Consider the following 21,859-nt stretch of genomic DNA (forward strand, 5'->3'; position numbering starts at 1 on the left):
TGATCATCGGGCGCTCGCCCAGGTCCGTCCCACGACACGATCAATCGTGATCGTGTCGTGGGACAACCAACCCCGATCAGAGCGACCGGTGCTGGGTGGTGAGCGGTGGCGGAGGGGCCGGTCAGGTCAGGTGAAGGTGATGGTGGCGCAGATGCCGGCGAGGATGGCGACGTGGTCGTCCCAGCCTTCGATGTCCTCGGTGCAGATGCTGAAGTCGGCGACGGCGGTGCGGTCGGGGATCGGGATGAGTGCGTGGCATTGGCGCACGGTGCTGGCTTTGCGGGGTTTGCCGAGGAGGGTGACGCCCTCGGGTACCTGGCGGTCCTCGGTGACCGGGGCCGCGACGCCGCAGGGCAGTTTGACGGCGCCGACCTCGGCGGTGGGGTGCAGCAGCGCGATGGTGCGGGTCAGGCGCTCGACGGTGTCCTGATTGGACAGTTCGCTGGGGCGGATGGTGACGGAGAAGGTCGCCGAGACGAGCTTGCCCTTCTGCTTCTCGGAGCGGGCGATCATGATGGCGGCGTAGGCGGCGCCGACCGGATACCTCGCCCCCGCACATCGGAGGACATCCGTCGTTGTGTCCACAATGGAATTCGGAGGGTGACCAGCCAGCCGCGAATCGAGTGACGGTCTTCCACGCGATCGGCCGAGAACGGGGCAAGCAGCGGGTCGGGGAGCTGCATCACGAGCTGATCGCCTCCTTCAGGGGTTCGATGACCGCCTCGCCCGCAGCGCACTCACCCCCTCGGCGCCCAAGCTCAGGTCGACGTCTTCACCTTCGCGGCCCCTTCCAGCGCGCTCCTGCGCCCTCCCATCCACTCGACGTCCTCCGTGACCCCGACTCTCAGATTCAACCGCTGCCAGAACCACCGTGGACACAGTGAGGCGTTCGAGGGAGCTGCCGAGCACCCAACACCCGTGGCTCCGGCAGATTGGGGCGCCGCGGGATGGTCCTCATCCCGCGGCGCCGAGGACTGGTCCTGTTCCCGGTGTTAGGCGCAGTGGCCGGGTTCGGAGCGGTTGAGGATCTTTCGGACGAAGTCGGGCAGTGGTGGCAGTTTGGGCGCCAGCTTGTCGGTCTTCGCCGGGTCACGGATCACGGCGGCGTGGTTGATCGTCGCCTCGGCCGGGCGGTCGCCGCCGAGGATGGTGATGTGAACGGCGTTGGTGTAGCCGGAGGTCGCCTTCGGATCGCAGAGGTAACGCCCATCCGAGCCCAGGGTCGGGCGCCCCTTCAGATCGGTGGTCACCTGCTCGTTGAAGACAATCATCGCCACAGCCGGCAGACTCGGGTCCTGCGGAACCCGAACACGGTGGTTCGCCGGCCACGAGGCCGGGACGTCGATCCTGGTGCCCGCGTACGTGACATGGCCTCGTGCCTGGCCGCCGTCGAGACGGACCGGCTGACCCGGGCGGGAGACAGCAGTCGACCTTGAGACGTCGAGGTGCACCAGCAACGGAGGGCGTGCGGTGCCGTTGGCGGCCTTGGGAAGGGCGATCTCCAGGTCTCCGCTCGCGGCACCGGCATCGCTGTAGGCCACACCCGCAGCGGGAACCTTTTCCTTGCCTCCCAACGACTGCGGGACCGAGTTGCGCATTGACCGTGTCAGGAGCGCAGAAGCCTTACCCAGCTTCTTCCCACCCGGCGCGAGGGTGAGAACGCCGCCGCTGCCCTGGGCCTGCGGAGCATTGGGCATCGTGGGATCGGCCGACTCGAACAGTCTCTCGTCGAGCACCCCGCCGAAGTTCTCGGCCCGTGCCCCCCAACCGTTGGCTTGCAACCCGTCCTGAGACGGGACAACCGTGCCCCAGTCCGTTCCACCAGGCGGCGCGGCCAACCCTGTCGCCGCGGTGCCGACCATCGCCACCACGGCGAGACCCGCCACCAGCACAGACCGCACACCCCCGTTGTGCTGTGATACCACGATCCCGCATCTCCCTCGGCTCCGTTATGGCGACCACCCAACGCGGCCACACAACCGCCAATGCAGTGCCCAACCAAACGGAACCCGACCCCGTGCCCGGGTAAACCCACTCCAACGTGCGACCAGAGCCCCCCGATCCGGCCTCTCTGTTTCCCGCCACCGCTACCGACAGTTGGCGTCGACACCTACTGTCAGTCGACCCCGCCGACCAGGCCATGGTGACGCCGACTGGTGGAACGCGCCGCGCCCCTGCGGGATCAGCACGGCACCCGGATCGATGGCAGCCGGGGTTACACCGCCCAGGTGAACTCGCTCCACAGTGGACAAATCCGCTGTTTGAGGTCAGGCAGAACCGCGACGGCTACAGCGGCCTGTTCAGCCGGACATGCGCCCCGGTCGGGTACGCGGTGTGCCTGTGCCGCACCGATCGCGTGGTGCGTTTGGTGGCTCTTGACCGGAATAAGGGACGACACGCCGAGGTGTTCCAGCGAGCACCGCTGTATGCCTCCACGTAGCTGATGGACCGGGTGCGCTGGCCCTCCCCGATCGCAGCAGGATCTGCTCGCGAACCTTCCGGGCATGCTCGACCGGCCCCACGTGCTGAGGGCAGCGGGGCTGCCCTCACCACGGGCATGTTCTGCTCGGACGTCACGGTGAGGCGTTCAGCGTCGTGGAGGCTTCACCGTCATCGGGGCCTCGTCGCGAAGGACGTCGCCCTTCAGGCTCTCGATACCGGTGTAGGTGCTGCCGCTGTCAAGCACGACGCGCGACAGGTCCAGGACGGCCAGCGCGCTGAGGTCATTGTTGAAGTTGACAGCTCTGCCTCACCATCCGCATGCATCGGCACGGGCGGGCTGCCTGCTGGTCCAGGGGGCTGCTCAACGCCTGGAACCTGCTCCTGCGAGAGGTGGGCGCCGATCGGGACAACGAGGTCATCGTCATCACCGGCGCCGGCGAGTCCTAGGTCGACGGTGTCAAGGCCGGCTCCTTCGCCCGCCCATTGTCCGAATGGGACAGCGACCTCATCGACGAGCAGTGCAACGACGGCGTCAAGATCCTCGAACGGTTCGTCTTCGATCTCGATGTCCCCACCATCGCGGCCATCAACGGGCCCGGCCTGCGGCTGGAACTTCCCCTGCTGTGCGACCTGACCCTCTGCACACCGGACGTTGTCTTCGGCGACGGCAACTTCCGCGCGGACTCCGTTCCAGGCGACGGCATGTACCTGGCGCTGCGCGAACTCGCCGGTGTGAAACGCGCCAACCACGTCGTCTACACCGGCCAGGGCATTCCCGCCGATGAGGCACACCGTCTCGGCTTGGTGAACGAGGTCCTGCCACGCGCCGACCTGCTACCCCGAGCGCTGGATCTGGCCACCCAGGTCACGGCCAGGCCCCGCACCGCCCGACGCCCGACCCATGGGATCCTCAGCCGGACATGGCAGCGTCGTCTCGTCGCCGAACTCCGAGACTCCTACGCCCACCAACTCCTGAGCATGACGATCGGGTCCCGTCCCTGAAGCCCTGCTGCATCAGTGATCGCGAGACGGCAGGCACTCTCGTAACCTCGGACAATCCACTGGAACCGGGTGCTCGCACTTCGGCACGAGCGGACGCCGGACACGTGATCAATTCACATGCTCGACCAGCGGGAGGTGTGCGCGCTGCGGTCCAGTCGTCCGCCAGCTGGTTGGTATGTCGGAGAATTCTCGGGTTTCACGGGTCAGGGGCTGGTCAAGGCGGGTTCTGCGCGTGACATCAGGGCGGTGACAGTCAGTCCGGTCACGACGAGGAACCCCGCGACCAGACCTGGGCGAGGCCGCACGCGTTGCTCGCCGGATCCTGCTGTGCACCCGGACCCACCTCCACGCCGCGTTACGCCGATGATCGGAGACACTTCCACAGTGCGAAACGACCTCGACCACATCGAAGCGGCGTTCGTCGGCACTGCACTGGCTGGCCTGCCGATCGGGCACGGCCCGTCGGGCACCGTCCTCGTCGCCGATATCGACCCCCACCGCCTGCACGAGACCTGGCAGGCTGCCGAAGCCCTGGTGCCGGTCACCGGACGCCGACCCGTCATGGTCACCGACGACTTCGACGACACGCTGCGGATCCGCCCCGAGCCCGAACCGGGCCCGTCGGAGGCGGAACTGCGCGCGTTCGCCGAGGCGGCCGAGTCTTCCGAGCCCTGGCTGGTCTACCGCCATTACAGCGAGGACGACGAGGTCGACGAGAGCGAGGTCGAGTACTACGCGCGTGGCATGGCCGGCGTCGACCTGACGGCCCTGGTGTCGGATGTGGCGCTGCCAGCTCCGCGCCAGGCGGTGGAGCGGGCGCTGTACGACCGGCTGCTCGCCGACGCCGACCTGTACGCCCAGGTGCTTGGCAGCGCACGGTTCGTGACGCAGACCGACTACTGGTACACCCCTGACAGCGTCCTGCTCATGTTGCTGCCCACCAGCGACGTCCGCAGCTCGGGGTACTGGGTGAACTTCTACGGTGCCCTCGGCCAGGAGTACCAACGCAAGCTCGCCGAGGTGCTGGCGCAGTGGCGTCACCGGTGGGACGCCCGCTTGGTCGCGTCGTGGGGCACCATGCTTCAGTTCCAGGTGGGTCGTCGCCCGGCACCGGGTGACGAGGCGTGGACCGCGGCCGGCCAGCTCAAGGCGCTCGCCCAGAACCTCGACGTGAGCCGGTGGGAGGTCGCGGTTGCCTTGCCCGCCGGTGACGCGTGGTTCGTGCACAACCGGCCCTGACAAGCTCGACCAGACCCTGTGCCGAGCTCGGCCGAGCAGCCCCTCATCGGCATGAGAGTGCATTTGTGTCGTGTGACGCCCGGCAGTCATCGACTGGGCCGGGTAGTAGATCAGGTTGGCTACCGCCCGTTCTGGGATGGAGTTCAAGGCGCAGATCGTGGAGTTGTTCCGTCGGGGCGGGCGAACGTTTTCCGATATCGCCTCGGAGTTCGACTTGTCACCGACGACGGTGGCTGACTGGGTGCGGGCCGCGGCCAACAACGAGGGGAAGATGTTGTCCGAGAGTCATACCGGCGGCGGGGACCCGCAGCAGCCTCGGGCCAAAGACGGTGGCGCGGCGGAGATCGCGGCGTTGAAGCGGCAGTTGCGGCAGAAGGAAGAGGAGCTGGAAGTCCTGGGAAAAGCATTGAGCTACTTCGCACGCCGGAAGGACCAGTAGCGCTCTACCACTGGATCGCCGGAGAGCGTGGAGCCCTCAGGAGATCGGTGGCAACTTCGCGGCGACGGCGGCGGCGAGCTTGGTGGTCTGCTCGCACGCGGTCGCTGAGTCGTCGATCTGCGTCGTGTAGTGGAAGTGTACCGACTCCAAGTAGGGAAGCTCGGCGTCAGCGGGCGGATCGGTCGCGATGTGGCCCAGCTCGACGACGCATCGCGGCCCCATCAGGTTCTCCGTCGCGGGGCGCCCGGCGATGGTCGTCACCTTGGTTCCGGGGAACAGCGGAAGGCGCCCCGGAACGAGCATGTGCGCCACTTTGACCAGCACCATGCCGCGGCCGGGGCCGCCGAAGGCGCACGAGAACACGCTGATCTGCGGGCTGGCCTGGAGTTCCTTGGTGTAGGAGGCCCGCACCATCTCGGGCGTCACGAGCGCGCACGGGTCGAGGTTCACGATCGAGTTCGCCACCGTCGGGCGCCGCGGGATCGGGGTGTCGGACAGCACCGACGCCAGCACCGCGTCGAACGCGGCGTCGGCGGTCGCGCACGCGTCCCCCTGGGTCTCCGGACGGCGCTTCTTCACCACGACCTGGAGCTGCCCCTGGTCGGCGTTCGCCAGGCGCATGCAGCCACCGTCGGCGGTCTTGCCCTGGTAGGTCGTGGTCGCCCCCCGCCTCCCCTGGGAGAACTCGGTGGGATAGCTCTTCCTCAGCCACTCCGCGGACTCGATCGGTGACGTGAGGGTGAGCGTGTAGTCGAGCACGCCCACAACGCGCTTCTGCCCGCTGCCCGCGTCGACTTCGATGTTGATCGTCCGCTGACAGGAGTTGACGCCGGAGATGGAGGCCCTGTTCTCCACGCGGCCGATGCTGCTCAGCGCCTCGACGGGGGTCAGGCCGCACACGTCGACGGTGCGGACGTCACCGAGGGTGATGGTCCGCTGGCTGTCCTTGGCGCCCCCGCTCGACGCACCGGACCCGGAGGGCTCGGCGACACCGGCGACCACGCTGGAGCACGCCGAGGACATGACGACGAAGAGCATCGCGAGGGCCATGGGAAGACGCGGGCCACGAGTACGCACGATGGGATCCTAGGGAACGATTCCGGTTCAACCGGCCATGGGGCCACCGTCGCCCGAGCGAGCACTGCGCGGTCCAGCGTCGCGGCCATTAAGCGGGCGTCGGTGAGATCGGCGCCGGTCAGGTCGGCTCCGCTCAGCACCGCACCGACCAGAGTTGCCCGATCGAGCCCGGCCCCGACCAGCGTGGCTCCGGCCAGGTTCGCTCCCCGTGAGGTCCGCGCCGACCAGCCACGCGCCGGTCAGGTCGGCCCAACCGAGGTCCGCGTCGCGCAGGTCGTGGCCGGACGAATCCTGATCGCGCAGGTCACGCCCGGCGGCGCGGGTGGCAGCGTCCAGTGTGGACATCGACCACGTCGTCCCGCTCGCGGCCGGATGGCGCTCCGGTGCGTGGGCCTGGGATGCCGCCAAACGCCGAGCGTTCGCCAACGACCTCACCCGGCCGCGGCTGATCGCCGTCTCGGCGAAGTCCAACCGAGCCAAGGGAGACCCGACCCCGGCGACCTGGAAATCACCAGCAGTCGACAGCTGGTGCCTGTACGCGAAAGCGTGGACACACGTCAAGGTTGTCTACGGCTTGACCATCACCGAAGCCGAGCGCGCGGCGTTGGTCGAGATGCTCGACACCTGCACGCCGTCGACGACGGCGCGGTGCTGATTTCCGGGCAGATCACCGGCGCTGAATGATCCCATCCCGAAGAGCTGCCCGTGCCACGCCGTCTCCAGTGCGGGCGATCGCCTGCGCGGGGCAGAACATTGCGGGAACAGCGGTCGCCGGGAAAGGCTGACACGGGTTGTCAGGTTTCACGGAGACGATGGATTCCGTGAGAAGCCCTGAGAACAGCGGGACCATCGACGTGATCGGTGCTCGCACGAACAACCTGCGCGATGTGTCCGTGAGCATTCCCAAGGGGCACCTGGTCGCCTTCACCGGGGTGAGCGGCAGCGGCAAGACCTCGCTGGCCGTCGACACGCTGCACAACGAGGCCCAGCTGCGGTATCTGGAGGGGCTTTCGCCGTTCGTGCGGCAGTACATCACTCAGCGGAACCGGCCGAAGGTGGACCGGGTGCTCGGGCTCGGGGCGACGCTGGCGGTCGACCAGCGCCGCCTCAACCGCAACCCGCGCTCCACGGTCGCGACGATCACCGGCATCGACGGGCACCTGGGGCTGTTGTACTCGCGGTTGCCCGGCATCGACGGGGACTCGCACCTCACCACCTCGCACTTCGACCGCAACACGCCCGAGGGCGGCTGCGCGGAGTGCCACGGTGTCGGCGGGCGCTGGCAGGCGAGCGAGGAGCTGATCGTCACGCACCCCGAGCTGCCGCTGTTCGAGGGCGCGTCGCCGTGGTTCGAGAAGTGGCGGTCGGGGGAGCATGCGTTCGTGCCCGCGCTCGCGGAGAAGCGCGGCGTGGACCTCGGTAAGCCGTGGCGGTCGCTGCCGGAGGAGTTCCGGCATGCCGTGCTGCACGGCACCGGCGATGAGAAAGTCGTTGCCTGCGTTGATGTTCCGAACAAGCACGAGACGGCGCAGATGACCTTCACCTGGAACCAGCCGCTGAAGGGCGCGCTGGCCGAGGTGGAGCGGGTGTTCGTCAACGCCAAGACCTCCAGCGCGAAGCAGCGCTACCTCCGCTACATGCGCAAGCAGCCCTGCGGTGCTTGTGCCGGAAGCGGTTTCGACGCGGCGGCGCGGTCCGTGCTGCTCGGCGGGGTGTCCTATCCGGAGCTGATCGAGGTCGAGGTGCGGCAGGTCCGCGAGTGGGCGCGGCGCGTGGCCGACGAGCTGGACGCGCGGCGGCGCGACGTGGGGGAGCCGCTGGTGCAGGACCTCGACCGCAGGCTCGGCATCCTCGCCCGGCTCGGCCTGGCCCACCTCCAGCTCTCCAGGAGCGCGGCGACGCTCTCCGGTGGCGAGCTGCAACGGACCCGCCTCGCCGCGCAGCTGAGCACCGAGCTCAGCGGCATCGTCTTCGTGCTCGACGAACCCGGCAACGGGCTGCACCCCGCGGACAAGGCGCAGCTGCTCGACATCGCGCTCGACCTGCGCGAGGCGGGCAACACGGTGCTGCTCGTCGAGCACGACCCCGAGCTGATCGCCCGAGCCGACTGGGTGATCGACATGGGGCCCGGCGCGGGCCGCCACGGCGGTGAGGTCCTGGTGTCGGGCCCGCCCTCCGACGTCGCCGCCCACCCGGAGTCGCTGACCGGCCGCTACCTCGCGGGAGCAGGACCGCGTCTGCGCCGGACCCCGCGCGCGGCAAGGGAAACCGGCTGGGTGGAGCTGCGCGGTCTGCGCACGCACAACGTGATGGCGGAGCTGGTGCGCTTTCCCACCAAGCGGCTCACCTGCCTGACCGGGGTGAGCGGCAGCGGCAAGAGCAGCCTGCTCAGCGCGCTCGGAGCCGGCGTCACGGCTGCCCTGAACGGCACGCCGACCGACGTGGTGCGCGAGGTGCGCGGCCTCGACGGCCTCGACTGGGTCGCCGTCGTCGATCAGGAACCGCTCGGGCGGACGCCTCGTTCCAACCCCGCCACCTACAGCAAGGCTTTCGACGTCGTGCGAGGGCTTTTCGCCGGAACCGACGCGGCGCGCGAGCGCGGGCTCACCGCGTCCTGGTTCAGCTTCAACACGGCCGGCGGTGGGCGCTGCGACACCTGCACCGGCTACGGGCGCAAGCTCGTCGACATGCACTTCCTGCCGGACGTGTGGGTGGTGTGCGACGCGTGCGAGGGGCGCCGCTACCGCAAGGACGCCCTGGAGATCACCTACCAGGGGCTGACCGTCGACCAGGTGCTGGAGCTGACCGTCGCCGAGGCGGTGGAGCGCCTCACCGAGCCGCGTCAACTCTCCGAGACCTTGGGGGCGCTGAACCAGGTCGGGCTCGGCTACCTCCAGCTCGGCCAAAGCGCCACCGAACTCTCCGGCGGTGAGGCCCAGCGGCTGAAACTGGCGTCGGCGATCCAACGCGGCGCCGGGCGCGGCGCCGGGCTCGTCGTGGTCGACGAACCCGTCTCCGGTCTGCACCCCTCCGACGTCCAGCGCGTGGTGGACGCGCTGGACGTGCTGCTGGACTCCGGCAACACCGTGGTCATCGCCGAACACGACATCCCCGTCGCCGCGTCCGCGGACTGGGTCATCGATCTCGGGCCCGGAGCCGGTCCCGACGGCGGCGCGATCCTCGCGGAGGGCACACCCGAGACCGTCGCGAAGTCCGACACCCCGACCGCCGCCTACCTCCGCCGGTACGCGACCGGTCAGCCGTTGCTCGGGGAATCACCCGCGCTCAGTGGCAGCCGGTGCACCGGAACCCGCCGTCGTTGATGCAAGGCGCCACTGTAGTTCCCGTGCGGCTAGGTCGTGTCCTGCAATTCGTTGTTCAGGGCTTCTCGTAGTTCTGGTGTGTGGTCGGCAGCATTTTGGCCCGTGCCGCGGCCACCGCCTGGACGGTCGTCTCGTCCATCACCGTGCCGAGGATTGTCCGCGCGGCACTGACAGTCCGCTGGTGGCCACCCGCACCAGCCCGGCCAGCGCCCGGGACCGGCTGTGCGGCGGCCAGGCGAGCACGGTCGTCACCGGTGGCGCGTCCAGCACCGGCACCGCGGCCAGGCCCTCGGGCAGGTTGGCGCGGCAGGACTCGGGCAGGACCGCGGAGCTCCGGCCGAGCGCGATCATCTGGAACAGCTGCATCTGGTTGTGCACCTCGATCCCGGATCCGTCGGGGTAGGTGCCGTCCGGGGCGGGCCACCGGGGCAGCGGCAGGTCCGGCAGCGAGCTGATCTCCGCGGTCCGCAGCCGGGGCGCGCGGGCCATCGGGTGCGAGGTGGGCAGCACCGCGATCTGCCCCTCGGTGTGCAGGACCTCGGTGTCGAGCCCGGCGGTGGTGTCGAAGGGCAGGTGCAGCAGCGCCACGTCGGCGCGGCCGTCGTGCAGCGCGCGCTGGGGCTGGGACTCGCACAGCAGCAGGTCGACCTCGACCGCGCCGGGCTCGGCGGCGTAGCTGTCGAGCAGCTTCGCCAGCAGCTCGCCGGAGGCCCCGGTTTTGGCGGCCAGCACGAGCGCGGGCCGCCCGGTCGCGGCCCGCCGGGTGTGCCGTTCGGCTGAGGCGAGCGAGCCGAGGATCCGGCGGCCCTCGGCCAGCAGCACCGCCCCGGCCTCGGTCAGCCGGACGCTGCGGCTGGTGCGCTCGAACAGGGTGACGCCGAGCCGGTGCTCGAGCAGGGTGATGGTCCGGGACAGCGGCGGCTGCGCGATGCCCAGGCGGTCGGCGGCCCGGCCGAAGTGCAGCTCCTCGGCCACCGCGACGAAGTACCGCAACTCCCGCGTCTCCACCGGCGCAGCCTACTGCCCGGCATCGATAGCGCTCGGGTATCGCTGCCGCACCCGATCGGTGTTGGTTCTGGGCCGGTCCCCGCCCAGGATCGACGGCATGAGTGAGAAGACGATCGCGCTGGTCACCGGCGCGAACACGGGCATCGGCTATGAGATCGCGGCGGGCCTGGGCGCCCGGGGGCACCGCGTCGGCATCGGCGCCCGGAACGCCGGAAGCCTGACCGAGGCGGTGGCCAAGCTGCGCGCGGCCGGCGTGGACGCCTTCCCCGTCCCCCTGGACGTGACCGACGACGCGAGCGTGACGGCCGCCGCCACCCAGCTGGCCGATCAGGAGGGCGGCCTGGACGTCCTGGTCAACAACGCGGGCACGGCGGGCACCTGGCCGGACGCACCCTCGTCGGTCACCCCGGCCAACGTGCGGGCGGTCGTGGAGACCAACGTCATCGGCGTCATCCGGGTCACCAACGCCCTGCTGCCCCTCCTGCACCGCTCCGCCCACCCGAGGATCGTCAACCAGTCCAGCCACGTCGCCTCCCTGGCCCTGCAGACCACCCCGGAGGTGGACCTGGGCGGCGTGAGCGGCGCGTACGCCCCGTCGAAGACCTTCCTGAACGCGGTCACCGTCCAGTACGCCAAGGAACTCCGCGACACCCCTATCAAGGTCAACGGCGCCTGCCCGGGCTACGTCGCCACCGCCCTCAACGGCTTCCAGGGCACCCGTACCCCCGAGGATGGCGCCCGCATCGCCATCCACCTCGCGACCCTCCCCGACGACGGCCCCACCGGCGGCCTGTTCGACGACTCCGGCCCCGTGCCCTGGTGACCTGATCGGTGTCGATGAGCACGTGTGGCGCCACACCCGCCGCGGCGACAAGTACGTCACCGTGATCACCGACCTGACCGGGATTCGCGACCAGACCGGCTCAGCCTGGCTGCTCGACATGGTCGAGGGCCGCTCCAAGCAGGCGTTCAAGACATGACTCGCCGACAGCGGCGAAGCCTGGCGCGACGGAGTGGAGGTCGTCGCGATGGACGGGTTCACCGGCTTCAAGACCGCCACCGCCGAGGAGTTGCCCGACACGGTCGCGGTCATGGACCCCTTCCACGTGATCCGCCTTGCCGCTGACGCCCTCGACAAGTGCCGGCGTCGGGTCCAGCTCGCGTTCCACGGCCACTGCGGGTTCGCCGACGACCCGCTCGACAAGTCGCGGCGGACGCTGCACACCGGCGCCGGCCTGCTCACCGACTCGCCGCGCTGTTCGCCGACCGTCGATGTGTTGGCCTTCTTCGACCGTCCCGGCACATCCAACCCCCCTGCAGCGCGAAGAACTCATCACCCCGGACGAGCGGCCACAGCACGACTAGCAACGGCGGTCTGCCTTCGATCGCGCGCAGTGAAGACATCTACGGTAAAGCCATCAGTAATCCAGACCCCGCCGCGCGGATGCGCGTGGCGCTGCAACTCGCCGAAGGAAGCGATACGAAGTGTTTCGCGAGGTCCCGGTACTTCCGGTGGTAGTTCCCGCCGCGGCAGTGATCTTCCTGGCCATGTTGTGGTACCTGCGCAGCCGCGGCCGCCTGTCGGTGCCACGTGCCGCCGTCGCGTTCGCACTCTGCGTCTACTCCGCCGGAGTCGTCGCGAACACAGTATTCCCAATCTATTTGAACAAGCCCGCCTTCACCCCGCAATGGAAGTTCTACTTCGAGCCGCTCGTGGACTACGAGGTCGGCGACGCGGTGAAGAACATCCTGGTCTTCGTGCCTGTTGGGATACTTGTGCCGCTACTCCTGGCCACAGCATCCTGGTGGCGCGTGGTGGCCGTGGCAGCGGCGTTCAGTCTGGCGATCGAGCTGACCCAGTTCGTCACTGACAACCTCTTGGGCGGTGGCCATGTCGCCGATGTGAACGATCTGCTCTCCAATGTGATCGGCGGTGTGCTGGGTGTCGGCTTGTTCGCCGCGTTGTCCCGGGTGCCTGCTGTTGCTGTTTTTATCAACCGATTCCGCTGGCATTGACCCGCGTCCTGCGGCGCCGCGGTGGCACATCGGTCAGTCCTCGGCTGTCGTATGCCGTGGGATGTGACCGCGTGTTCACTGACCGCCGCAGCCTCGATTCTGCTCTGGGTAAGCTCGGCGACCTGTACAGCCACGAGTCTGCCGCGCAGCCCACTCTTTCCTGGCTCCGGCCGCGTGTGCGTAGGAGGATGACGAAAGGCACGCAGTCGTTCCACTCCGCCAGCGCCCCACTCAGCTGCGCTCGTGCCGCGCGGACCGCGAGCCAGTGCAGCAACGTGGTCTTGCCCGACCCCGCATCACCGCGCAGCAGAACCCGGGTCCCGCTGCCGATCGCGGCCTCGACCGGTATGCCGTCAGCGTCACCGCAGCCCTTGAGGTTGCCAAGCGCGAAACACGCCGACGTCATCATCGCCGGTGCTGGACCCAATGGTCTGATGCTGGCCTGCGAGCCCGCCCTTGCCGGAGTGCGCTCGCTCGTGCTGGAACGACTCACCGACCTCTCGGGTGTGCAGCGCGCCAACGGCCTGGTCGGCCAGGTCATTCGCATGCTCGACCGGCGCGGGCTGTACGAGCGGCTGACGTCGCCGGGTGCCATTCCGGAGCCGACACCGCGTTTCGTGTTCGGCGCGTGCCCGTTCGACCTCAGCGACCTGGCGCACAACCCGGTCTGCACGATGATGGTTCCGCAGCGGAGCAGCAACAGGATTCCCGCGGTCTGCAGGCTGTCGGCGGTGCCGGGAGGCTTGGCGACGGCCGGTTCACCGCGCAGCAGGCCGAAGACGATCACCGCGGCGATCGAGCCGACGTAGATCACCGTGGGGATGACGAACGCCCGCGCGCTGTGCGCGATGCCGCGGAGGTTGACCGCGGTCACCACTGCGAGAACAACGAGGCACGACCACACCGCGTACGGCAGCAGTTCGGGGAAGGCCGATGTCAGTGCCGTGACCAGGGACGCCCGCCTGCCCAGGTACGCACGGGCCACCCCGTAAGCCCCACCGCCATCGGGAAACGCGGCGATGACCTGCCGGGAGGACAGGGTGAGCACGGCGAGCAGCAGCAGCGCGATCGACACGGTCACCGGGATCGTCCAGCCGAGCCCGGTCCCACCCGCCAGGACGATCGCCTCGGGCCCGTAGGCGACGGAGGCCATCGCGTCCAGGGACAGGGCGGCAAGGCCGCCGACGACGGTCAGCCGGTGCCGCTCGCCGTGCGCGGTATCCGGAGGTCGTTCGGTGGTGGGGGAGCCATGGCGACATGGTGCGGTTTGCGCGCACCGTCCCGGCCCGTCCGAACGCAATCTTGACGCGTCACGCGCATCACCCGTGGTGACCGGTTGTCCCCGTTCAGCGCATCACGAGCGGATCACGCGAGGGTGACGCGCACGACATGGACCCGACTGAGCCGTCAACACCGCGTAAAGGACCCGATCAGGGGTGTCAAGGACGCGTCAGGCCTCCCCGATTCTCCGGTTTCCTCTTGCACCCTTTCCGGCGACGGCGCCCGCCGACGGAGGGGGCGCTTCGAGATCGGGAAGGGAGCACGCCAATGGCCGACCTGGCCTATGCGTTGCTGCTGATCGGTGTGTTCCTGCTGCTGGCGCTGACCGTGCGCGGACTGGAGCGGTTGTGAGCGGGACGGGCCTGCTGGCCAACACCGTCGGCGGCGTGCTCGCGCTGCTGTTGATCATCTACTTGTTCGTCGCGCTGATCAGGCCGGAGAAGTTCTGATGTCATCCACTGTGGCCGGCCTCTTGCAGGTCGGTCTGTTGATCCTCGCCCTGGCCGTGGTGTACCGGCCGTTCGGCGACTACATGGCGCGGGTGTACACCGGGACCAAGCACAGCCGGGTGGAGCGCGCGATCTACCGCGTGGCGCGCATCGACCCGGAGTCCGAGCAGCGCTGGGGCACCTACGCGTTGGGGGTGCTGGGCTTCTCCTTCATGGGTGTGGTCGTGCTGTACGTGTTGCAGCGCGTCCAGCCGTTGCTGCCGTTCGCCTACGACCGCGGCGCGGTGCCGCCGGGGATGGCGTTCAACACCGCGATCAGCTTCGTGACCAACACGAACTGGCAGTCCTATGTGCCCGAGACGGTTCTGGGTCACACGGTGCAGATGGCCGGGCTGACGGTGCAGAACTTCGTCTCGGCTGCCGTGGGCATGGCCGTCGCGGTCGCGCTGGTGCGCGGGTTCGTCCGCAGCAAGGCCGACCGGCTGGGCAACTTCTGGGTCGACCTGGTGCGCGGCACCACCCGCATTCTGCTGCCGATCGCGTTCGTGTTCGCGATCGTGCTGGTCGCCACTGGCGTGGTGATGAGCCTCAAGGCCGGTGTCTCCGTCGACGGGCAGACCGTGGCCACGGCGCCGGTCGCCAGTCAGGAAGCCATCAAGGAACTGGGCACCAACGGCGGTGGCGTGCTCAACGCCAACTCCGCGCATCCGTTCGAGAACCCGAACGCGTGGTCGAACCTGATCGAGATCTTCCTGATCCTCCTCATCCCGGTGTCGCTGACCCGCACCTTCGGCACGATGGTCGGTGACCGCAAGCAGGGCCACGTGCTGCTGGGCGTGATGGGCGCGTTGTGGTCGGCGATGCTCGCGGTGATCTGGGTGGCCGAGGCGAACGGGCTGCGTCCCTTGGAGGGCAAGGAGGTCCGCTTCGGGATTCCCTCCTCGGCGTTGTTCGCCAACGCCACGACGGGCACCTCGACCGGCGCGGTGAACGCGATGCACGACAGCTTCACCGGGCTCGGCGGAGGCGGGGCGATGCTCAACATGCTCTTCGGCGAGATGACGCCGGGCGGTGTGGGCACCGGCCTCTACAGCATCCTGGTGATGGCGGTGATCGCGATGTTCCTGGCGGGCCTCATGGTCGGCCGCACGCCCGAGTACCTCGGCAAGAAGCTGGGCCGCAAGGAGGTCACCGCCGCGGCGGTCTCGATCCTCGCCATGCCGACCGTGCTGTTGATCGGCGCGGGGATCGCGGCGATCCTGCCCAGCACCGGCGCGGCGCTGAACAACCCCGGCGAGCACGGCCTGTCGGAGATCCTCTACGCCTACGCGTCGGCCTCGAACAACAACGGCAGCGCGTTCGCCGGCATCACGGTCACCAACGACTGGTTCCAGGCGTCGCTGGGCGTGTGCATGGCGCTCGGCCGGTTCGTGCCGATCATCGCCGTGCTCGCCTTGGCCGGTTTCCTCGCGGAACAGCGCAAGGTTCCCGCCACCGCGGGAACGCTGCCCACCACCGGGCCGCTGTTCGGCACGCTGCTGGCGGGCAGCATCGTGCTGGTCGCCGCACTGACCTTCGTTCCCGCTCTCGCACTCGGCCCCATCGCGGAGGCATTGCTGTGACCACCACCGAACGTCCACAGCGGACTCCTGAGGAGATCCGCCACCGCCACGCGGAGAACCTGGGACACCAGGTCGCCGCGGGCGTGTTCAACCCCAAGCAGCTGCTGACCTCGCTGCCGGACGCGCTGCGCAAGTTCCACCCGCGCTACCAGTTGCGCAACCCCGTGATGTTCGTGGTGTGGGCCGGCTCGCTGCTGGTGACCGCGTTCGCCATCGCCGAACCGAGCGGGTTCACCATCGCGGTCGCGGTGTGGCTGTGGTTCACCGTGCTGTTCGCCAACCTCGCCGAGGCCGTCGCCGAAGGCCGCGGCAAGGCGCAGGCGGAGTCGCTGCGCAAGACCAAGAAGGACTCGGTCGCGCGCCGCCTCACCGACACCGGCGAGGAACGCGTCCCAGGGACCGAGCTGCGCATCGGCGACCTGGTGGTCGTGGAGGCGGGTGAGGTGATCCCCGGCGACGGCGACGTGGTCGAGGGCATCGCCACCGTGGACGAGTCGGCGATCACCGGCGAGTCCGCCCCGGTCATCCGCGAGTCCGGCGGCGACCGCTCCTCCGTCACCGGCGGCACCACCGTGCTCTCCGACCGCATCGTCGTGAAGATCACCACCAAGCCCGGCGAGTCCTTCGTGGACAGGATGATCGCGTTGGTGGAGGGCGCGGAGCGGCAGAAGACGCCGAACGAGATCGCCCTGACCATCCTGCTGTCCACGCTGACGATCATCTTCATGCTCGCCGTGCTGGCGTTGCAGCCCTTCGCGATCTACTCCGGCGGCGAGCAGTCGGTGATCGTGCTGACGGCCTTGCTGGTCTGCCTGATCCCGACCACGATCGGCGCGCTGCTGTCGGCGATCGGCATCGCGGGCATGGACCGGCTGGTGCAGCGCAACGTGCTGGCCAAGTCCGGCCGCGCCGTCGAAGCCGCGGGCGACATCGACACGCTGCTGCTGGACAAGACCGGGACGATCACCTGGGGCAACCGCAGGGCGACGGAGTTCATCCCGGTCGACGGCACCGCCATGGAAACCCTGGTCGACGCGGTGCGGTTGTCGAGTCTCGCCGACGGCACGCCCGAGGGCCGCAGCGTGGTCGAGCTGTGCGCCGAGCGCTACGGCCGCTCCGCCGAGCCGACCGACCACGAGAAGACCGGCGAGTTCGTGCCGTTCACCGCCCAGACCCGGATGTCCGGGATCGACCTCGGCGGCAGGAGCATCCGCAAGGGGGCGGCGAGCGGCTTCACCGTCTCCGACGAGACGCAGCGGATCGTCGACGAGATCAGCGCCGAGGGCGGCACACCGCTCGTCGTCGCGGAGAACGACCGGGTGCTCGGCGTGATCCGGCTCTCCGACGTGGTCAAACCCGGCATGAAGGAACGCTTCGCCGAGCTGCGCGCGATGGGCATCCGCACGGTCATGGTCACCGGCGACAACCCGTTGACCGCCAAAGCGATCGCGGCCGAGGCGGGGGTGGACGACTTCCTGGCCGAGGCCAAGCCCGAGGACAAGATGGCGCTGATCCGCACGGAGCAGGAGGGCGGCAAGCTCGTCGCGATGACCGGGGACGGCACCAACGACGCACCGGCGCTCGCGCAGGCCGACGTCGGGGTGGCGATGAACACCGGGACCTCGGCCGCCAAGGAGGCCGGGAACATGGTGGACCTGGACTCCGACCCGACCAAGCTGATCGAGATCGTCGAGATCGGCAAGCAGCTGCTGATCACCCGCGGCGCGCTGACCACCTTCAGCATCGCCAACGACCTGGCGAAGTACTTCGCGATCCTGCCCGCCATGTTCGCCGCCATCTACCCGCAGCTGGGCCTGCTCAACATCATGGGGCTGGCCACGCCGCAGTCGGCGATCCTGTCCGCGGTGATCTTCAACGCGCTGATCATCGTGGTGCTGATCCCGCTCGCGCTGCGCGGAGTGCGGTACAAGCCCTCCAGCGCGGCGGCGCTGCTGCGGCGCAACCTGCTGATCTACGGCCTCGGAGGCGTCGTGACCCCGTTCGCCGGGATCTGGCTCATCGACCTGCTCGTGCGACTGATCCCCGGAATCGGGTGAGGACAACGTGACCGGCAACTTCCTCAAGCAGGCCATGGCGGGACTGCGCGTCCTGCTGGTCCTGACGGTGATCACCGGGTTGGTGTACCCGGCCGCGGTGTGGGCGGTGTCCCGGCTGCCCGGCCTGCACGCCAACGCCGAGGCGGTCGACACCACGCTCGTCGGCGTCGACCGAGAGGGCGACCAGTGGTTCCACACCCGGCCGTCCGCCGCCACGCTGCCCGCGTCGGGCGCCTCGAACAAGGGCGAGCGCAACCCCGACTACGACAAGGTGGTCGCCGACCGCCGGGCCGCCGTCGCCCAGCGGGAGGGCGTCTCACCGGACCGGGTGCCGCTGGACGCGGTCACCGCCTCGGCCTCCGGGCTCGACCCGCACATCAGCCGGGCCTACGCCGAGCTCCAGGTGTCACGGGTGGCCCGGGCGACCGGCCTCGGTGACCAGCGTGTGCGCGAGCTGGTCGTCGCGCACACCCAGGGCCGCGCCGCGGGCTTCCTCGGCGAGCCGGGGGTCAACGTGACCGCGCTCAACCGGGCCCTGGAGACCTCCAGGTGAGTGATCCATCGGGGCCGCCCCAGGCAGGCAGCCGCAAGCGCAGGCGCGGCGAGCTGCGGATCTACCTGGGCGCGGCCCCCGGGGTCGGCAAGACCTTCGCCATGCTCGGCGAGGCCCACCGCCGCCGCGAACGCGGCACCGACGTGGTGGTCGGGCTGATCGAGACCCACGGCAGGCAGAAGACCGCCCAGCTCGTCGAGGGCCTGGAAGTCCTCCCGTCGCGCCGGGTCGAGCACCGGGGCATCGAGCTCACCGAGATGGACGTCGACGCCCTGCTGGCCCGCAAGCCGCAGGTCGCGGTGGTCGACGAGCTGGCGCACACGAACGTGCCCGGCTCCCGCAACGCCAAGCGCTGGCAGGACGTCGAAGAGCTCCTCGACGCCGGGATCGACGTGCTGTCCACGGTCAACGTGCAGCACCTGGAGTCCCTCAACGACGTGGTGCAGCGGATCACCGGCGTCCAGCAGCGCGAGACGGTGCCGGACGACGTCGTGCGGCGGGCGGAGCAGGTCGAGCTGGTCGACATCACCCCCGAAGCGCTGCGGCGCAGGCTCGCGCACGGCAACGTCTACGCCGCGCACAAGATCGATGCCGCGCTGGGCAACTACTTCCGCGTGGGCAACCTGACGGCGCTGCGCGAGCTCGCGCTGCTGTGGGTGGCCGACCAGGTCGACGTCGCGTTGCAGCGCTACCGCTCCGAACAGCGGATCACTGACACCTGGGAAACACGCGAACGCGTCGTCGTCGCGATCACCGGCGGTCCGGAGAGCGAGACCTTGATCCGGCGAGCGCGGCGCATCGCCAAACGTGCCGGAGCCGAACTCCTGGTCGTGCACATCCTGCGCGGGGACGGGCTCACCGGGGCCAAGCCGGGGCTGATCGCGCGGTTCCGCCGGGTCGCCGAGGACGTGGGCGCGACCTTCCACACCGTCGTCGGTGACGACGTGCCGACCTCGCTGCTGGAGTTCGCCCGCGGCGTCAACGCCACGCAGCTCGTGCTCGGCACGTCACGGCGCTCCCGACTGGCCCGGGCCTTCGACGAGGGCATCGGCGCGGCGGTCATCCAGGAGTCCGGCCCGATCGACGTGCACATGGTCACCCACGACGCGGCCAGACGCGGCCTGCGCTGGCACCTCGACCGCACCTCGCTGTCGGTGTCGCGCACCGCGTTGGGCTGGGTGCTGGCGGTACTGCTGCCCGCGGCGATCACCGGCGTGGGATTGTTGTCCCGCAAGGACTTCTCCTTCTCCACCGACCTCGTCGGGTTCTTCCTGGCGACCGTTGTCACCGCGCTCGTCGGCGGGCTCGGACCGGCGCTGTTCGCCGCGGTTCTCGGCGCCGGGCTGCTCAACTACTTCTTCACCCCGCCCTACTTCAGCTTCGCGGTCGCGACACCGGAGAACCTGATCACGCTGATCGCGATGGTGATCGTCGCGGTCCTCGTGGCGCTGGTGGTCGACCGCGCGGCCCGGCTGTCCGAGCAGGCCGCCCGCGCGCGCACCGAGGCTGAGCTGCTGGCCTCCTACGCCCGCACCGTCCTCACCAGCCCGCATCCCGTGGCCCGGTTGTTGCAGAAGGTGCGGGAGAACTTCTCGCTGGAGTCGGTCGCCCTGCTCGAACGCCAGGACGGGCAGTGGCGGCGCGTAGCCTGCGTCGGCCCGAAGCCGTGCGACGAACCCGACGACGCCGATGTCGACGTGCCGGTCACCGCCGACGTGCACCTCGCCCTGCGCGGCCGCACTCTTCCCGCCAGCGACCAGCGCGCGCTCGAAGCCGCGGCAGGACAGGCGCTGATGGCATTGCGGCAGCAGCGAATGGCCGACGAGGCGGCGGACGCGCGCCGCCGGGCGGAGACCACTGAGCTGCGCACCGCGCTGCTCTCCGCGGTCGGCCACGACCTCCGCACCCCGCTGACGTCCATCAAGGCGGCGATAGGCAGCCTGCGCGACACGGAGCTTCGACTGTCCGAAGAGGACACCGGCGAACTGCTCGAAGCGATAGAGGTCTCCGCTGACCGGCTCACCGGGTTGGTGGACAACCTCCTGGATTCCTCGCGGCTGGCCACCGGCGCGGTGACACCGCAGCTGCGCCCGGCCGGATTCGACGAGGCCGTGGCGCGGGCGCTGTCCGCGATCGACGAGCGACGCGCCCTGACCGTGGACGTCGGCGAGCACCTGCCGCCCGTGCTCGCCGACGTCGGGCTGCTGGAGCGAGTCATCGCCAACGTCATCGACAACGCGCTGCGCCACGGCAGGCTCACCCCGCGCCGCGTGGTCGACGTGGACGGTGACGGCAGCATCACCGCCGACGAACCCGAGATCGCCGTCCGCGCCAGCGCACACGGCGACCACGTGGAGCTGCGCGTGGTCGACCACGGTCCAGGGCTGCCGAAGAACACCTCCGAGGCGGTGTTCGTCCCGTTCCAACGCCTCAGCGACCGCGACGGCACCCCGGGCGTCGGGCTCGGACTCAGCGTCGCCAAGGGGTTCACCGAGGCCATGGGCGGAACCATCGCGGCCGAGGACACCCCCGGCGGCGGCCTCACCATCGTCATCTCGCTGCCCGTGGCAGCCCGCACCGATCAGGCGGAACAGACGTGACCACCGTGCTCATCGTCGACGACGAACCCCAGATCGTCCGCGCACTGCGCATCAACCTCACCGCCCGCGGCTACGACGTCCTCACCGCCGGCGACGGCACGACAGCGCTCCAGGAGGCCGCGATCGGCAAACCCGACCTCGTCGTGCTCGACCTCGGCCTGCCCGACATGGACGGCACCGAGGTGATCACCGGACTGCGCGGGTGGAGCCCGGTGCCCGTCGTCGTCCTGTCGGCGCGCGCGGACTCCGCGGGCAAGGTCCGCGCACTCGACGCCGGTGCGGACGACTACATCACCAAACCCTTCGGCATGGACGAACTCCTCGCCCGGCTCCGCGCCGCGCTGCGCCGATCCGTCACCCAGGGCACCGAGGAACCTTTGGTGCGCACCGCGTCCTTCACCATCGACCTGGCGGCCAAGAAGGTCCACCGCGATGACCGCGAAGTCCACCTGACCCCCACCGAATGGGGCATCCTCGAACTCCTCGCCCGCAGCCACGGCAAACTCGTCACGCAGAAGCAGATCTTGCGCGAGGTGTGGGGAGAGCGCTACACCACCGAAACCCATTACCTCCGGGTTTATCTGGCTCAGCTGCGCCGCAAGCTCGAACCCGAACCGGCCAACCCTCGGCACCTGCTGACCGAGCCCGGTATGGGCTACCGGTTCCAACCCTGAGCGTCAAGACCGCGTCAACGCGATGTCCAGATCGCGCAAGGACGCTTCGCATCCCAGCTGAGGCGGCGTGCACTGGA

The 21,859-nt window shown here is 69.4% G+C and carries 21 protein-coding genes and 3 pseudogenes; 17 read left to right on the forward strand and 7 right to left on the reverse strand.

The annotated features are described in order from the left end of the window. Nucleotides 1-126 precede the first annotated feature (126 nt). Nucleotides 127-513 carry a hypothetical protein gene (locus tag BLT28_RS04795; protein ID WP_030432240.1) on the reverse strand — a complete coding sequence of 129 codons (387 nt, stop codon included), beginning with the start codon at nt 511-513 and terminating at the stop codon, nt 127-129. A 479-nt stretch (nt 514-992) separates the two neighbouring features. Beyond that, entirely contained in the window at nt 993-1,892 is a 900-nt protein-coding gene (locus tag BLT28_RS04800) for a hypothetical protein (protein WP_083383660.1), read from the reverse strand. Between the two features lie 868 nt (nt 1,893-2,760). Between BLT28_RS04800 and BLT28_RS42395 the strand changes: the two genes are divergently transcribed. From BLT28_RS42395 to BLT28_RS42400, 4 genes are all read left to right on the forward strand, one after another. Further along, a complete protein-coding gene (locus BLT28_RS42395) occupies nt 2,761-2,889 on the forward strand; it encodes a hypothetical protein (RefSeq protein WP_269459631.1) in 129 nt (42 codons plus the stop codon). A gap of 36 nt (nt 2,890-2,925) precedes the next feature. Continuing rightward, nucleotides 2,926-3,444, forward strand: a complete 519-nt coding sequence (locus BLT28_RS04805; RefSeq protein WP_052407887.1) for an enoyl-CoA hydratase/isomerase family protein — start codon at nt 2,926-2,928, stop codon at nt 3,442-3,444. 384 nt (nt 3,445-3,828) lie between these two features. Continuing rightward, the gene (locus tag BLT28_RS04810) at nt 3,829-4,683 is read left to right on the forward strand and encodes a DUF4253 domain-containing protein (protein WP_030432238.1); all 855 of its coding nucleotides are present in this window, start codon (nt 3,829-3,831) and stop codon (nt 4,681-4,683) included. A 136-nt stretch (nt 4,684-4,819) separates the two neighbouring features. Next, nucleotides 4,820-5,122: a helix-turn-helix domain-containing protein gene (locus BLT28_RS42400; protein ID WP_030432237.1), complete on the forward strand. Its 303-nt coding sequence runs from the start codon at nt 4,820-4,822 to the stop codon at nt 5,120-5,122. 36 nt (nt 5,123-5,158) lie between these two features. Here BLT28_RS42400 and BLT28_RS41680 read toward each other — a convergent pair whose 3' ends face one another. The 3 genes and pseudogenes from BLT28_RS41680 to BLT28_RS42775 form a co-directional block, all read right to left on the reverse strand. Then, entirely contained in the window at nt 5,159-6,199 is a 1,041-nt protein-coding gene (locus BLT28_RS41680; RefSeq protein WP_156051478.1) for a hypothetical protein, read from the reverse strand. Between the two features lie 98 nt (nt 6,200-6,297). Next, nucleotides 6,298-6,396: pseudogene (locus tag BLT28_RS42770) on the reverse strand (pentapeptide repeat-containing protein); the annotation flags it as partial. A gap of 13 nt (nt 6,397-6,409) precedes the next feature. After that, nucleotides 6,410-6,544: pseudogene (locus tag BLT28_RS42775) on the reverse strand (pentapeptide repeat-containing protein); the annotation flags it as partial. Here BLT28_RS42775 and BLT28_RS04830 point away from each other — a divergent pair. Continuing rightward, nucleotides 6,522-6,854: an HNH endonuclease family protein gene (locus tag BLT28_RS04830; protein ID WP_081900645.1), complete on the forward strand. Its 333-nt coding sequence runs from the start codon at nt 6,522-6,524 to the stop codon at nt 6,852-6,854. The pseudogene BLT28_RS42775 and the gene BLT28_RS04830 overlap by 23 nt on opposite strands. A gap of 166 nt (nt 6,855-7,020) precedes the next feature. Beyond that, entirely contained in the window at nt 7,021-9,522 is a 2,502-nt protein-coding gene (locus tag BLT28_RS04835; protein WP_231950620.1) for an excinuclease ABC subunit UvrA, read from the forward strand. Nucleotides 9,523-9,660: 138 nt separating this feature from the next. Here BLT28_RS04835 and BLT28_RS04840 read toward each other — a convergent pair whose 3' ends face one another. Then, nucleotides 9,661-10,530 (reverse strand): LysR family transcriptional regulator, encoded by an 870-nt coding sequence (locus BLT28_RS04840; RefSeq protein ID WP_030432233.1) that lies wholly within the window; start codon nt 10,528-10,530, stop codon nt 9,661-9,663. A 97-nt stretch (nt 10,531-10,627) separates the two neighbouring features. On the opposite strand from BLT28_RS04840, the gene BLT28_RS04845 reads away from it, so the two are divergent. From BLT28_RS04845 to BLT28_RS41685, 3 genes and pseudogenes are all read left to right on the forward strand, one after another. Next, the gene (locus BLT28_RS04845) at nt 10,628-11,353 is read left to right on the forward strand and encodes an SDR family oxidoreductase (protein WP_030432232.1); all 726 of its coding nucleotides are present in this window, start codon (nt 10,628-10,630) and stop codon (nt 11,351-11,353) included. 1 nt (nt 11,354) lies between these two features. Next, nucleotides 11,355-11,786, forward strand: a pseudogene (locus BLT28_RS04850) (ISL3 family transposase); the annotation flags it as partial. A gap of 292 nt (nt 11,787-12,078) precedes the next feature. After that, nucleotides 12,079-12,546, forward strand: coding sequence for a VanZ family protein (locus tag BLT28_RS41685; protein WP_231950622.1), 468 nt, complete (start codon nt 12,079-12,081; stop codon nt 12,544-12,546). Here the strand turns inward: BLT28_RS41685 and BLT28_RS04860 are convergent. After that, the gene (locus tag BLT28_RS04860; RefSeq protein WP_322789367.1) at nt 12,524-13,093 is read right to left on the reverse strand and encodes an NACHT domain-containing protein; all 570 of its coding nucleotides are present in this window, start codon (nt 13,091-13,093) and stop codon (nt 12,524-12,526) included. The genes BLT28_RS41685 and BLT28_RS04860 overlap by 23 nt on opposite strands. On the opposite strand from BLT28_RS04860, the gene BLT28_RS04865 reads away from it, so the two are divergent. The 8 genes from BLT28_RS04865 (at nt 12,981) to BLT28_RS04900 (ending at nt 21,782) form a co-directional block, all read left to right on the forward strand. Further along, on the forward strand, nt 12,981-13,355 hold the full coding sequence (locus BLT28_RS04865; protein WP_322789368.1) for an FAD-dependent monooxygenase: 375 nt from the start codon (nt 12,981-12,983) through the stop codon (nt 13,353-13,355). The two genes, BLT28_RS04860 and BLT28_RS04865, sit on opposite strands and share 113 nt — an antisense overlap. Nucleotides 13,356-14,025: 670 nt before the next feature. After that, nucleotides 14,026-14,178 (forward strand): hypothetical protein, encoded by a 153-nt coding sequence (locus BLT28_RS39760; protein WP_156051476.1) that lies wholly within the window; start codon nt 14,026-14,028, stop codon nt 14,176-14,178. After that, nucleotides 14,175-14,276, forward strand: a complete 102-nt coding sequence (kdpF, locus tag BLT28_RS04875; RefSeq protein ID WP_030432229.1) for a K(+)-transporting ATPase subunit F — start codon at nt 14,175-14,177, stop codon at nt 14,274-14,276. The genes BLT28_RS39760 and kdpF overlap by 4 nt, the downstream gene beginning before the upstream one ends. Beyond that, nucleotides 14,276-15,898, forward strand: coding sequence for a potassium-transporting ATPase subunit KdpA (gene kdpA / locus BLT28_RS04880; RefSeq protein WP_030432228.1), 1,623 nt, complete (start codon nt 14,276-14,278; stop codon nt 15,896-15,898). The genes kdpF and kdpA overlap by 1 nt, the downstream gene beginning before the upstream one ends. Beyond that, nucleotides 15,895-17,955, forward strand: a complete 2,061-nt coding sequence (gene kdpB, locus BLT28_RS04885) for a potassium-transporting ATPase subunit KdpB (protein WP_030432227.1) — start codon at nt 15,895-15,897, stop codon at nt 17,953-17,955. The genes kdpA and kdpB overlap by 4 nt, the downstream gene beginning before the upstream one ends. 7 nt (nt 17,956-17,962) lie before the next feature. Then, the gene (locus BLT28_RS04890; protein ID WP_407638794.1) at nt 17,963-18,508 is read left to right on the forward strand and encodes a potassium-transporting ATPase subunit C; all 546 of its coding nucleotides are present in this window, start codon (nt 17,963-17,965) and stop codon (nt 18,506-18,508) included. After that, nucleotides 18,505-21,108: a sensor histidine kinase gene (locus BLT28_RS04895; protein WP_052407885.1), complete on the forward strand. Its 2,604-nt coding sequence runs from the start codon at nt 18,505-18,507 to the stop codon at nt 21,106-21,108. The genes BLT28_RS04890 and BLT28_RS04895 overlap by 4 nt, the downstream gene beginning before the upstream one ends. After that, nucleotides 21,105-21,782 (forward strand): response regulator, encoded by a 678-nt coding sequence (locus tag BLT28_RS04900; RefSeq protein ID WP_030432224.1) that lies wholly within the window; start codon nt 21,105-21,107, stop codon nt 21,780-21,782. The genes BLT28_RS04895 and BLT28_RS04900 overlap by 4 nt, the downstream gene beginning before the upstream one ends. The last annotated feature ends 77 nt before the right edge of the window (nt 21,783-21,859 follow it).

Origin of the sequence: Allokutzneria albata (assembly GCF_900103775.1) — a bacterium.
GTDB classification, from domain to species: Bacteria; Actinomycetota; Actinomycetes; order Mycobacteriales; family Pseudonocardiaceae; genus Allokutzneria; species Allokutzneria albata.